Genomic DNA, 13,131 nt, shown 5'->3' with positions numbered 1-13,131 from the left:
GTCGAACTTAAGCCAGCATTCCAGCCGGATGTTCGATCAAATCCCTGAAGGCCCCGAGCAATTGCGCGCCGAGCGCCCCGTCGATCGCGCGATGGTCGGTCGAAAGCGTGGCATTCATCAGCGTCGCGACGGCGGGCGCGCCGTCCCTGACGACGACGCGCTGCTCGCCGGCGCCGACCGCGAGGATCGAGGCCTGCGGCGGGTTGATGATGGCGGCGAATTGTTGGATGCCGAACATGCCCAAATTCGAGACGGACGACGAGCCGCCTTCATAATCCTTGGGAAGGAGTTTGCGCAGGCGCGCGCGGGCGGCGAAATCCTTCATCTCGTTCGAAATGACGGAGAGCGTCTTGCTCTCGGCGGCGCGGATGATGGGGGTGATCAGGCCGTCCGGGATCGCGACCGCGACGCCGACGTCTGCGGTCTTGTGTTTCAGCATCGTCGCCTCGGTCCAGGTCACGTTCGCGTCCGGCACGCGGATGAGCGCGAGCGCGAGCGCCTTGATGATGAAATCGTTGACCGAAATCTTGTAAGCGGGCTCCCCGTCCTTGTCCTTCGACGCGGCGGCATTGATCTCGGCGCGCAGTCTGAGCAAGGCGTCGAGGCGGCAATCCACGGTCAGGTAGAAATGCGGGATGGTCTGGCTCGCCTCGACGAGACGGCGGGCGATGGCCTTGCGCATCATTTGATGCGGGATCTCGTCGTAGGAGCCGGGCGCGTAATACTTTTTGATCGTTTCATCGGAAGGCCCGGAGGGCGTCGCGGTCGCAGCGAGAGCCGGAGCGGGCCGTGCGGGCGCCTGCGGCGATTTCGCCAGGGCGGCCTTCACGTCGCGCTCGATGATGCGCCCATGCGGCCCTGATCCGGAAACCTTGGCGAGATCGATGTTCCCCTGTTTGGCGATGCGCCGCGCGAGCGGCGAGGCGAAGAGTCGTGCGCCGTTCTTGAACGCCTTCGGCGAACGCGCCGTGGCGCCCTCCCCCGTTTGCTGGACGGGCGCGCCAGCGTGGGCGGCTGCGGCGGTGTTTGCTGCTGGAGCGCTCTGCTGCGTCGCCGGCGCCGCGGATGGTCCTTCCACGGACGGCGCGGCGGAGCCTTCTCCCTCGCTCGCAATGACGCCGATCACGTCGTTGACGGGGACGTCGGTGGCGCCATCTGGCACGACGATCCTGGCGAGAACGCCGTCGTCGGCGGCCTCGACCTCCATCGTCGCCTTGTCGGTCTCGATTTCGGCGATCACGTCGCCCGACTTGATCTGATCTCCTTCCTTCTTCAGCCAGCGGGTGAGATTGCCTTTCTCCATCGTTGGCGACAGCGCGGGCATCAGGATGTTGATCGGCATGGGGGGCTCACATTTCGGGCGAAGGGTCTCGTCGAGCAAAAAATTTGGCCGCAACGACCCTTAGGCGGGTCAACGATAGAGCACGGCCTTCGCCGCCGCGACGATGTCGCCGATATTGGGGAGCGCAAGCTTTTCGAGGTTCGCGGCGTAGGGCATCGGCACATCCTTGCCGGCGATGCGCACGACCGGCGCGTCGAGATAATCGAATGCGTCCTCCATGATCCGGGCGGATATTTCGGCGCCGACGCCGCTCTGGGGCCAGCCTTCCTCCACGGTGACGCAGCGCCCGGTCTTCTTGACGGATTCGACGATGATCGCGCTGTCCATCGGCCGGAGGGTTCGCAGGTCGATCACCTCGGCGTCGACGCCTTCGGCTTCGAGTTCGGCCGCGGCTTTGAGCGCGTAAACCATACCGATGCTGAACGAGACGATGGTGACGTCTCGGCCTTCGCGCGCGATGCGGCCTTTGCCGATGGGGACAAGAAAATCATCAAGCTTCGGAACTTCGAACGTGTGTCCGTAAAGGATCTCGTTCTCGAGGAAAATGACCGGGTTCGGATCGCGTATCGCGCTTTTCAGAAGCCCCTTGGCGTCGGCCGCCGTATAGGGAGCGATAACCTTGAGGCCGGGCACGTGGGAGAACCAGGCGGAATAATCCTGGCTGTGCTGGGCCGCCACCCGCGCCGCCGCGCCGTTGGGTCCGCGAAAAACGATCGGGCAACTCATCTGCCCGCCAGACATATAGCGAGTCTTGGCGGCGGAATTGATGATCTGATCCATCGCCTGCATGGCGAAATTGAAGGTCATGAATTCGACGATCGGGCGCAGGCCCGCCATGGCCGCGCCGATTCCGAGGCCGGCGAAGGCGTGTTCCGTGATCGGCGTGTCGACGACGCGTCTTTCGCCGAACTCTTCGAGCAGTCCCTGCGTGATCTTGTACGCGCCCTGGTATTCCGCGACCTCCTCGCCCATGATGAAGACACTGTCGTCGCGGCGCATCTCCTCCGCCATGGCCTCGCGCAGCGCTTCACGCACGGTCATCGCGACCATTTCGGTTCCCGCCGGAACTTCCGTGGCCGGAGCGATCTCCATCTTGCCTGACGCGTCCGCCGGCGGCAGCGGCGCGTCCGCGGCTGTTATGGCGTCGGATTGCGGATCCTCGCCCTCTTTCGCGTCGAGCGCGGCGATCTTTTGAACAGCGGCGGTTTCCGGCGTCGACGCCTCGGCGGAAGCGGATTCGCCGGCGGCCGCAATGATCGCGATCGGCGTGTTCACCGCGACGTTTTCGGCACCCCCCGGCACGAGAATTTTTGCGAGCGTGCCTTCATCTACGGCCTCCACCTCCATCGTCGCCTTGTCGGTTTCGATCTCGGCGAGAATATCCCCCGACTTCACCGCGTCGCCCTCGCTTTTCAGCCATTTCGTGAGCTTGCCATGCTCCATCGTCGGCGAAAGCGCGGGCATAAGAACGTTGGTTGTCATCTGTGCTCCTCGGCCGCCGCCGCCGCGTGTATGATCGCCTTATTGCAGAACGTCGGTCCACAATTCAGCCGGATCGGGCTCGGGATCGTGAGAGGCGAAATCGACAGCCTTCGAGACAATAGCGCGGATTTCGGCGTCAATGGCCTTGAGGTCGGCCTCGCTTGCATATTCATTGGCGAGGAGACGCGCGCGGACCTGTTCGATCGGATCGTGCTCCTCGCGCATCTTCTGGACTTCTTCCTTGGAGCGGTATTTCGCCGGGTCCGACATCGAATGGCCCCGATAGCGGTAGGTCTGCATCTCGAGAATCATCGGACCATTGCCGGCGCGGCACCAGGCCGCCGCCCGCCCCGCTGCGGCCCTGACCGCGCGCACGTCCATGCCGTCAACCTGTTCGCCCGGAATGTTGAAGGATTGGCCGCGCTTGGAAAAGTCGGTCAAGGCCGAGGATCTCGAGACTGACGTTCCCATCGCGTAGCGGTTATTTTCGACGACGTAGACCACGGGAAGTTTCCAGAGCTCGGCCATGTTGAAGCTCTCGTAGACCTGTCCCTGGTTGGCCGCGCCGTCGCCGAAATAAGTAAAGCAGATATTCTGCTGACCGCGGTAGAGGTTGGCGAAGGCGAGACCCGTTCCCAGCGGCACCTGCGCCCCGACGATGCCGTGACCGCCGAAAAACCCCTTCTCTTTCGAGAACATGTGCATCGAGCCGCCCTTGCCTTTCGACTGGCCGCTGCGCCGTCCCGTCAATTCCGCCATGACGAAACTGGGGTCCATGCCGCAGGCTAGCATATGGCCATGGTCGCGATAGCTCGTGATGGTCTGATCGCCCTCTTGCGCAACCATCATGATGCCAGTGACGATCGCCTCCTGGCCGATGTAGAGGTGACAAAATCCGCCGATCAGACCCATGCCGTACAATTGCCCTGCCTTTTCCTCAAAACGGCGGATCAGCAGCATCTTGCGGTAGGCCAGCAGCTCCTCTTCCTTTGTGAAGGGAGGGACGTCCTGGCTATAGTGAGGCGCCTCCTCTTGGACCGAAGGAGCGTCCGTGGTCGATGAATTTGCCATTGGTGCGCCTCGAAGCGGGCGGAGCGTGAAACGAACGAGCTTGCGCCGCAGACTAGCCGATATCAGGCGTCGCGGCGAGATCCTTTTGCCTCGCCGCCGTTCATCGCCCGATCTCCGGACATACGAAAGCGGCGCGTGACGCGAGGACTTTATTTCGAGGAGGGAGGGAGGAAAACGACGAGCTCTTTGACATCAATCCGGCCAAGAACCGAACGGGTCTCCTCGTCGAGCAGATCGCGATCGACGGCGGCGCCCTTCATCAGCTCGATCCGGTTCTTCCATTGCGCCAGCTCGGCGTCGAGGCCTTTGAGCTGGTCGCGCAGCGCGGCGATCTTGTGTTCGTATTCTTCCTGGGTTTTCAGGCCCCGCTGCCCATTGACGGCGTGCCAGACAAAATAGCCGCCCGCTGCGCCCGAGACGCAGTACAGGAAAAGCGGGTAAAGAATTGCGCGCCAGCGCCGCCGAATGACCATGCCGCCAGACTGCCGCATCAAGGTTAGCGATAGATTAACCGCGCCGGATCTTCGCCGTATTTCTTATAGTTTCGTCCAGCCGGCGAGCCACCAGGTCCCGAAGCAAAGGCTCAGCAGGGTCAGCGGCAGGCCGACCGCGAGATAGGCCAGAAACGAAAGATGCACGCCGTCCTTTCGCGCTTTCTCCGCGACGATCAGATTCGCCACCGATCCCAGAAGAGTGAGATTGCCGGCGAGGGTCGAACTCATGGCGACTATGAGCCAGGCCTGTCGCGGATCGGGTAAATTGGCCATCCAGGGCTTCAAGATGAGGACGGCGGGGACATTGCTGACGAGGTTTGAAAGCGCCGCCGTGACCCCGGAAAGGGCCCACGGATTCTCAAGGTGAAGTCGCGCTGCGGCCATGGCGGAGCTTGCCAGAAACGCTTCGTGAGCGGCGGCGATCACAACGAAAAGTCCCGCGAACATCAGCAGAAGCTGTCCGTCGACGAGCGCATAGATCCGTTGCGGCTTGACCGAGCGCGAGATCAGCAGCAGCGAACCGCCGATCAGCGCGGCTTTAGCGGCTGGGGCGCCGACGAAAAAGCTGGCGACGACTCCGGCGGTGACGAACGCGCCCTTGCGCAATTGCCGGGGATCGTGGTTTCCGCCCGGTTCAGCCTTGACGTTTGTGAAGGGAGAGAAAAATTCGCGTGGGTAGAAAAGAGCGATCAGAATGAGCGTCAAGAGAAGGGCGGCCGCGGCCGTCGGAGCCAGTTTGACCGTAAATGCAGCGTAGGGGATCCTCGAGGCGAGGCCGATGATCATGTTCTGGGGATTGCCGGTGAAGGTCGCGACGCTTCCGGCATTCGACGCCATCGCTACGGCCAGAAGGTAAGGGACCGGATTTCGCCGCAACGCTTGCGTGACGTGGACCACGAGGGGGGCCATCACAAGGCAGATCGCGTCGTTCACGAGAAACGCGGAGAAAAGACCGGTGATGGCGATGATCGCGCTCAGAAGCATGATCGGCCCTCGCGCGCGATCGATGGCGAAGTGTCCCGCCAGATCGAAAAATCCTGAAATCCGTAATTGTGCAACGATGATCATCGTGCCCAGAAGCAGCGCGATGGTGTCGAGGTCGATTGTCCGTAAAGCCTCTTCAAAGCTCAGCTTGCCGAAAACGAGCATCAAGCTGGCCCCGACGAGGGCTATGCCGGCCCGGTCTATGCGCAAGCCGGGAATTCGGCCTAGCGCCACGCCGGTGAGTGTGCCCACGAAGATGATGGCGGTCGCGATCTGACGCCCGTCGAGCGCGGCGGATGTCATTGCGCCGCGATCGCAGCCGCCTCTGGCGGAACGAGCTCGCCGTCGTCGCGGGTTTCTTTCATGCCGAGGAGATAAAGCACGAAGCCGGCGAAGGCGATGCCTGCAAGGGTAAGAAAGGCGGCTGAATAGCCAAAGCCGACCACAATGAACCCCGCTAGAGTGGTGCTCAACGCGGCTCCGATTCCCTGAGCCGTGATGACTGCCCCCTGCGCGAGATTGAAATGTCCAGTGCCCCGCGTGAGGTCGCCGACGATCAGCGGAAATAGCGCCCCGTAAAGCCCCGCGCCGATTCCATCAAGGCTTTGCACTCCGACGAGCCAGTACGGATTGTCCGACAAGGTATAAAGCACGCCGCGCAGAGGCAAGATTGCAAAAGCCGCGAGGAACAGGGGCTTTCGACCCCAAGAGTCGGCTTTGCGCCCGACAAGGATCGCCATCGGAGTCATCACGACCTGCGCGGCGACGATGCAGGCCGACATCAGGGCCGTGCCCTGATTTCGATCCTGCAGGGCCAGCTTCTGACCAACCAGCGGCAGCATGGCGGCATTGGCGAGATGGAACGCGACGCAACAGAGACAGAAGATCATCAGGCCGCGGCTGGTCGCCAAGGTGCGGATCGCGGAGGGGCGGTCGTGCGCTTTCGATTCGCCGTCGCGAAGACCACGCGCGCGGTCGTGGTCGATCAACGTCGGGTTGACGGTCAAAATACTTGCGATCGAGAGAAGCGCCATGACCGCAAGAAGATAGAAAACGACAATCGGCCCCCACTTCATCGCGCAGATCCCGGCGAGCGCGGCCAAAAAAGCGTTGCCGACATGGTTGAACGATTCATTGCGGCCGATGCGTCGCGTAAATGCTTTCGGTCCCATAATCCCCAGGGTGATCGCGGCGATCGCCGGCGCGAAGAACACGGCGGCCGCTCCGGACGCCGCCTGCGAGCCGGCGACGACGACAAATGATGACGTAAAGGGGATGACGAGGGACGCGAAGGTCACGACGAGCGCCGCCGCGACCATGAGCGCGCGCTTTGCATGGGTGGCGTCGATCAAGGCCCCCGCGGGCGTTTGCGCGAGAATCCCTGCTCCGGCGGCAATCGACATGACGAGGCCGATCTTGTCCTCGGTCCACTGCTGTTCGGTCAAAAGATAGATCGCGAGATAGGGGCCAAGCCCGTCACGAACATCTGCCAGAAAAAAGTTCAGGGCGTCGAGGGAGCGTTCGATGCGCATCAGTCCTCTGGGAAGCAGGGTTGGCTTCACCTAAAGCATCCACGCGCGGATCGGTTCCCCGGCAAGACCCGCCAGTTCTCAAGCCGCGGTGGAGGTTCGCGAACCGGATCGCGCAGCGCGCCGGTTCAGCTCCCAGTCCTTAACTCCAGGCCTTAACTCCAGGCCTTGCGCCCAGTCCTTAAGACCAGGCCTTGAGGGCGGCGCGGCCCGCGTAGTGCGCCTGCGACCCGAGCTCCTCCTCGATCCGGATCAGCTGGTTGTATTTCGCCAGCCGGTCCGAACGCGCGAGCGAACCGGTTTTGATCTGCCCGCAATTGGTCGCGACAGCGAGATCGGCGATGGTCGAATCCTCGGTCTCACCCGAGCGGTGCGACATCACGGCGGTGTACCCCGCCCGCTGGGCCATATCGACGGCGGCGAGGGTTTCGGTGAGCGTGCCGATCTGATTGACCTTGACGAGGATGGAGTTCGCGATCCCCTTGGAGACGCCTTCGGAGAGCCTGGTCACGTTGGTGACGAAAAGGTCGTCGCCGACGAGCTGGCATTTGCCGCCGATGAGTTCGGTGAGGATTTTCCACCCCTCCCAATCGTCCTCGGACATCGCGTCTTCGATGCTCGCGATCGGATATTCGCTGGAGAGCTTGGCGATGTATTTCGCCTGGTCCTCGATGGAGCGGGTCGCGCCCTCCCCCTCATAGACGTATTTGCCGTCCTTGAAGAACTCGGTCGCGGCGCAATCGAGGCCGAGCGCGATGTCCTGGCCGGGGCGAAATCCCGCCGCCTCGATCGCCTTGACGACGAAATCGAGCGCGGCCTCGGCGGAGGGCAGATTGGGCGCAAAGCCGCCTTCATCGCCCACATTGGTGTTCTGACTCGCCTTTTTGAGCGCGCTTTTCAGGCCGTGAAAGACCTCTGATCCCCAGCGGACGGCTTCCTTCAGCGAAGGCGCGCCCACCGGGAGGATCATGAATTCCTGAAAGTCGATGGGATTGTCGGCATGGGCGCCGCCGTTGATGATGTTCATCAACGGGACCGGCAGAACGCGCGCCTGCACGCCCCCGACGTAGCGATAGAGCGGCAGGCCCGAGACGTCGGCCGCCGCCTTTGCGACCGCCAGCGAAACGCCGAGAATCGCGTTGGCGCCGAGCCGCGCCTTGTTCGGCGTCCCGTCGAGCGCGATCATCGCCGCGTCGATCTTGCCCTGGTCCTCGGCGTCAAGGCCGCCGAGCGCTTCGAAAATATCGCGGTTGACGTTTTCCACCGCCTTCAGGACGCCCTTGCCGGAAAAACGGGTCTTGTCGCCGTCGCGCAATTCGACAGCTTCGTGCGCCCCGGTTGAAGCGCCGGAGGGCACTGCGGCGCGGCCGAACGATCCATCTTCCAAAGTGACGTCGACCTCGACGGTGGGATTGCCGCGGCTATCCATAATTTCTCGTGCGGCGATGTCGACGATCGCTGTCATAACAGCTCCTTTGTGCAATGCTGACGGATGGATTAGGTTCTACGCTGAACCTCGGCGGGAAAAAAGCCCTTCGCTTGTTTCGGACAGGACCTCTTAAGATTTTTTCTCTACCATCGATTTCATTCGATTTCGTTGTTTTCAGGCTGTTTTGGAGATTGCGCGTGCAGGGAAAAACCGCCGCGAATTGGGCTTTTCGCCTCGGCGCTGGTTTTCTGACGGTCGGTGCGGGTGCGGCTGACGCGCTCGGCGAGGCTCCCCAGCCTCCGCGAAGGCCGCCGGAGATCGCCGGATTGCCCGCGGCGCCCAAACCGGATCAAGGCGAGGCCAATTCGTCTGCCGCCGACCCGCAAAACGACACGCGCCCGCCTGAAGCTCGGGCGGCGCGCAGCGCCTATCGCTTGATCTTGAAGCGGGAGGCCGACCGGAGCGGCCTTCCCCTAGATATCGCCGACGCAGTCACGGCGATCGAGAGCGGGTATGATCCGACCGTCATCGGAGGCGTCGGCGAAATTGGTTTGATGCAGATCCGGCCGGAAACGGCGGCGATGCTGGGTTTCAAGGGCGACGCGGGCGAACTCGCCAGGCCCGAGGTCAATATTCACTATGGCGTGACCTATCTCGCGGAGGCCTGGCGGCTCGCCAACGGCGATCTTTGCCGCGCCCTTATGAAGTATCGGGCTGGACACGGCGAGGAAACGATGTCGCCGCTTTCGGTTACATATTGCGGACGCGCGCGCGCTCACCTTGCCGCGCTGGGGTCTCCTTTTGCCGCTGGCGCATCGGCTCCGTTCGCCTATGATCCGGCGCCGGCGAGAATTCCCGTCGTTCCGCGCGGTCCGCGGATCAGGACCGCGGCCGTCAGCGCGGCCTTCTGGGCGGCGCATGACGCGCGGGTGCGGGCCCTGGCCCGGCGGGTCGAGGCTAAATGGCGGCGGATGGCGGCGCGCTGAGATTTTACGCGCAGAAGCCAGACGCCAATTTGGAGAGTCTGGATTGGTCAGGACGCATACGGGAGCCACTCTTCTGGGCGCGCAGGCGGCGGCGCACTCTCCGGACGAGGCGACGCTCGAACGCGTGCCGAATCCGCATGCGGGTGAAACCTATATCGCCCGTTTCACGGCGCCGGAATTCACCTCGCTCTGCCCGGTGACGGGACAGCCAGATTTCGCCCACCTCGTCATCGATTACGCGCCCCGGGAATGGCTGGTCGAATCAAAATCGCTCAAGCTTTATCTGGGATCATTCCGCAATCACGGCGCTTTCCACGAGGATTGCACCCTGCGCATCGGCAAGGATCTTGTCGCGGCGCTCGATCCTGTCTGGTTCAGAATCGGCGGCTATTGGTATCCGCGTGGCGGGATTCCGATCGACGTGTTCTGGTCCGCAGGCGCGCTACCGGCCGGGACATGGTTGCCGGACCAGGGCGTGCCACCCTATCGCGGGCGAGGCTGACGCGCTTACACGAGCCGCGATTGCTCCAGCGCAGCCGCGATGAAGCTGGCGAACAGCGGGTGCGGCTCGAACGGCCGGGACTTCAGTTCAGGATGAAACTGGACCCCGATGAACCAGGGATGGTCTTCGAGTTCGATGGTTTCGGGCAGCAGTCCGTCAGGCGAAAAACCGGCGAAGACAAGGCCTTTATCTAAAAGGCGGTCGCGATAGGCGGCGTTGACCTCGTAGCGGTGGCGGTGCCGTTCGGAGATTTCCGTCGCGCCATAGATTCCCGCGATCTTCGAGCCGGGCGAGAGCAGCGCCCGATAGGCGCCAAGCCGCATCGTCCCGCCAAGATCGCCTTCGGCGGCGCGAATCTGCAATTCATTTTCCCGCATCCATTCGGTCATCAGGCCGACCACGGGTTCTCTCGTTGGTCCGAATTCGGTCGAGTTGGCTTCGGGAACGCCGCCCAGCGAGCGCATCGCCTCGATCACCGCCATCTGCATTCCGAAGCAGATGCCGAAATAAGGCACCCTGCGCTCGCGCGCGAAGCGGGCGGCGAGAATTTTTCCCTCCGCGCCGCGCTGGCCGAACCCGCCGGGGACCAGAATGCCGTGGACGTGTTCGAGATGGGAAGCGGGATCGCAGCCCTCGAAAATCTCGGATTCGATCCAGTCGATTCGCACCCGCACGCGGTTTGCGATGCCGCCATGAGCGAGAGCCTCGATCAGGGATTTGTAGGCGTCCTTGAGGCCAGTGTATTTGCCGACGATCGCGATGGTGACTTCGCCTTCGGGATTGCGGATGCGCTCCATGACGGCGTTCCAGCGTCCCATGTCCGGCTTCGGAGCGGGTTCGATTCCAAACGCCGAAAGAACCTCCTGGTCTAGCCCTGTGGCGTGATAGGCGCGCGGCGCGTCATAGATCGAGGCGACGTCGCGCGCCTCGATAACCGCGCTTTCGCGGACGTTGCAAAACAATCCCAGCTTGCGGCGCTCCTCGCGCGGGATCTCGCGATCTGTGCGGCACAGCAGGATATGAGGCTGAATTCCGATGGATCGCAGTTCCTTGACGGAATGCTGGGTGGGTTTGGTCTTGAGCTCGCCCGCGCTGGGGATATAGGGCAACAGCGTCAAATGAATGAAGAGCGCGTGGCCGCGCGGGAGATCGTTGCCGAGCTGGCGGATCGCCTCGAAAAAGGGAAGGCCTTCGATGTCGCCGACGGTGCCGCCGATCTCGACAAGGACGAAATCAACCCCGTCGTTGCCGCTGAGGACAAAATCCTTGATCGCATTGGTGACGTGGGGAATGACCTGGACCGTCGCGCCAAGATAATCGCCGCGGCGCTCCTTGGCGATGATGTCCTGATAGATCCTGCCGGTCGTGATATTGTCTTCGCGGACCGCCGGGCGGCCGGTGAACCGCTCGTAATGTCCAAGGTCGAGGTCGGTCTCGGCGCCGTCGTCCGTGACGTAGACTTCGCCGTGCTGGTAGGGACTCATCGTCCCGGGATCGATATTGAGATAGGGGTCGAGCTTCCTCAATCGCACGGTGTAGCCGCGCGCCTGAAGCAACGCCCCGAGCGAAGCGGCCGCGAGTCCTTTGCCGAGCGATGAGACCACGCCGCCGGTGATGAAAATGTACCGCGCCATGGGCCTTGAGGATTATCCTATTTCAGCCAGTTTAGGGAAGTAACTTGCGCATCGCGGGCGTCATCCACACGAATCTGGGCTCCGACCAGATTCGTGCGTGACCCGACAGAGGCAGACCGAGCCGATTCGTCAGAAGATCCAGGCCAAACCGGCCCCTACTGGGCTTTTATTGCGCTTTATTCGGCTTTGGCGCGGTTAAAAGCTCCGCCGGCGGCGCCCAGGTTTTAACCGGAGCCTTGGGTGGAGAAGCCGCCGGAGCCGGAGAAGGAGCCGCCGCCGACGAAGGAGCGGGAGCCGATGAAGGAGCGGGAGCCGGAGAAGAAGGAGCCGGCGCTTTCGGCTGTTGCTCCTCCAGCTGTTTCAGCTGATCGAACAAGGTTCCGGTATTCGCCCCGGCCGGGGCTTGGCCGGCGGGGGACGGCGCCTCGGTTTGCAAGATTGTGTCGGGCGCGCGGTTCCATCTGGCCAGGACCGTCAGGCCGAGGCTGGTCGCAAAGAAAAGCGCGGCGAGGATCGCGGTTGCGCGCGTCAGCACGTTCGCCTGACCCCGTCCGGACATAAACCCGCCGCCGCCGCCAACCCCGAGGGCGCCGCCTTCGGAGCGCTGCAGGAGCACGGTCACAACAAGGGCGACGACGACCATAAGATGAATGGCGACTAGGACCGACTGCATGAAAAGAACTCTCTACCTGTTCAGCCGCCCTTTGAGGGCGGCCGATGCTGCGGCTCCGCAGGCTTTATGCTGAAACGCGGTTTATAACGCGCCCGCCAGCGAAGGCCAGCGAATAAATGGTCAGGCGCTTTTTGGCGTCGAGCCGGTTTCGACCTTGGCGCCATAGACCGCAGCAATCGACATGAAATCGGCCGAAGTCAAGCTGGCGCCGCCGACAAGGGCGCCGTCGACGCCGTCCACGGCCATCAGCTCCGCAGCATTGCCCGGCTTGACCGACCCCCCGTAAAGGATCCGTATTTTAACGCCCTGCTGCGGCAGCAGCTGGTCGAGGCGCAACCGGATGAACCGGTGCATCTCGGCGATCTCACCAAGGGTCGGAGTCAATCCAGTGCCGATGGCCCAGACGGGCTCATAGGCGATCACGAGGCGCTCCGACGTCGAAAGCCCGGGAAGAGATCCCGCCAGCTGGGCGGCGATGACCGGCAGAGCCTCGCCCGCTTCGCGCTCCGCCCTCGTTTCCCCGATGCAGACGATGGCCGAAAGGCCCGCCCGGTACGCGGCCTTGGTCTTTTCCTGAATGAGATGATCGTGTTCGTAATGGTCGAGCCTTCGTTCCGAATGGCCCAAAATCACGAATTCGGCCCCGGCGTCCTTCAGCATCTCGGCCGAAATCTCTCCCGTGAACGGTCCGCTCGCCTCAATATGACAGTCCTGTCCTCCCAACGCCACGGGAGATCCCTTGCAAATGGGCGCCGCCGCCATCAGCAGCGTCGCGGGAGGACAAATCACGATTTCGGCTTGCCCAGCGTCTCCGGCGCCGACGGCCGCGCAGATCGCCGCGATCTCGCCGAGGTCTCGCCGCAGGCCGTTCATCTTCCAGTTTCCGGCGACGAGAGGACGTGGCCGGTGCGGCTGAGAATAAAAGGACATCGAGAAATTTCCGATTGAGTCGATCGCCGCCGCGTTGCAAGCGCAGGCGCACCTTCTTATAGTCCGGCCGAAATT

At 62.8% G+C, this 13,131-nt stretch carries 12 protein-coding genes; 2 read left to right on the top strand and 10 right to left on the bottom strand.

The window, feature by feature from the left end; translation table 11 throughout:
* Positions 1 to 7: 7 nt before the first annotated feature.
* The 7 genes from BM177_RS07290 to eno all read right to left on the bottom strand — a co-directional run bounded on the left by BM177_RS07290 (position 8) and on the right by eno (position 8,367).
* Complete coding sequence (locus tag BM177_RS07290) at positions 8 to 1,342, bottom strand: pyruvate dehydrogenase complex dihydrolipoamide acetyltransferase (RefSeq protein WP_091680541.1); 1,335 nt, start codon at positions 1,340 to 1,342, stop codon at positions 8 to 10.
* Positions 1,343 to 1,411: 69 nt separating this feature from the next.
* Positions 1,412 to 2,824 (bottom strand): pyruvate dehydrogenase complex E1 component subunit beta, encoded by a 1,413-nt coding sequence (locus tag BM177_RS07285; RefSeq protein WP_091680539.1) that lies wholly within the window; start codon positions 2,822 to 2,824, stop codon positions 1,412 to 1,414.
* Between the two features lie 39 nt (positions 2,825 to 2,863).
* On the bottom strand, positions 2,864 to 3,895 hold the full coding sequence (gene pdhA, locus BM177_RS07280) for a pyruvate dehydrogenase (acetyl-transferring) E1 component subunit alpha (RefSeq protein WP_091680537.1): 1,032 nt from the start codon (positions 3,893 to 3,895) through the stop codon (positions 2,864 to 2,866).
* A 149-nt stretch (positions 3,896 to 4,044) separates the two neighbouring features.
* On the bottom strand, positions 4,045 to 4,386 hold the full coding sequence (locus tag BM177_RS07275) for an FtsB family cell division protein (RefSeq protein WP_244532188.1): 342 nt from the start codon (positions 4,384 to 4,386) through the stop codon (positions 4,045 to 4,047).
* A 45-nt stretch (positions 4,387 to 4,431) separates the two neighbouring features.
* Entirely contained in the window at positions 4,432 to 5,676 is a 1,245-nt protein-coding gene (locus BM177_RS07270; RefSeq protein WP_091680531.1) for an anion transporter, read from the bottom strand.
* Entirely contained in the window at positions 5,673 to 6,905 is a 1,233-nt protein-coding gene (locus BM177_RS07265; protein WP_091680528.1) for an MFS transporter, read from the bottom strand. The genes BM177_RS07270 and BM177_RS07265 overlap by 4 nt, the downstream gene beginning before the upstream one ends.
* A gap of 178 nt (positions 6,906 to 7,083) precedes the next feature.
* Entirely contained in the window at positions 7,084 to 8,367 is a 1,284-nt protein-coding gene (gene eno, locus BM177_RS07260) for a phosphopyruvate hydratase (protein ID WP_091680526.1), read from the bottom strand.
* 161 nt (positions 8,368 to 8,528) lie between these two features.
* Here eno and BM177_RS07255 point away from each other — a divergent pair, with 161 nt between their 5' ends.
* Together BM177_RS07255 and queF are read left to right on the top strand one after the other, a co-directional pair.
* On the top strand, positions 8,529 to 9,317 hold the full coding sequence (locus BM177_RS07255) for a lytic transglycosylase domain-containing protein (RefSeq protein ID WP_244532187.1): 789 nt from the start codon (positions 8,529 to 8,531) through the stop codon (positions 9,315 to 9,317).
* A 43-nt stretch (positions 9,318 to 9,360) separates the two neighbouring features.
* Entirely contained in the window at positions 9,361 to 9,819 is a 459-nt protein-coding gene (gene queF, locus BM177_RS07250; protein WP_091680521.1) for a preQ(1) synthase, read from the top strand.
* Between the two features lie 5 nt (positions 9,820 to 9,824).
* Here the strand turns inward: queF and BM177_RS07245 are convergent, their stop codons facing one another.
* From BM177_RS07245 to tpiA, 3 genes are all read right to left on the bottom strand, one after another.
* Entirely contained in the window at positions 9,825 to 11,453 is a 1,629-nt protein-coding gene (locus tag BM177_RS07245) for a CTP synthase (protein WP_091680519.1), read from the bottom strand.
* A gap of 166 nt (positions 11,454 to 11,619) precedes the next feature.
* The gene (gene secG, locus BM177_RS07240; protein WP_091680516.1) at positions 11,620 to 12,126 is read right to left on the bottom strand and encodes a preprotein translocase subunit SecG; all 507 of its coding nucleotides are present in this window, start codon (positions 12,124 to 12,126) and stop codon (positions 11,620 to 11,622) included.
* A 120-nt stretch (positions 12,127 to 12,246) separates the two neighbouring features.
* Positions 12,247 to 13,056, bottom strand: coding sequence for a triose-phosphate isomerase (tpiA, locus tag BM177_RS07235; protein WP_091680514.1), 810 nt, complete (start codon positions 13,054 to 13,056; stop codon positions 12,247 to 12,249).
* Positions 13,057 to 13,131 lie beyond the last annotated feature (75 nt).

The sequence above is a fragment of the Methylocapsa palsarum genome (genome assembly GCF_900114285.1).
Taxonomy (GTDB): domain Bacteria; phylum Pseudomonadota; class Alphaproteobacteria; order Rhizobiales; family Beijerinckiaceae; genus Methylocapsa; species Methylocapsa palsarum.
Note: the sequence above shows the minus strand (reverse complement) of the source record. Positions and strands in the feature narration are given on the sequence as shown.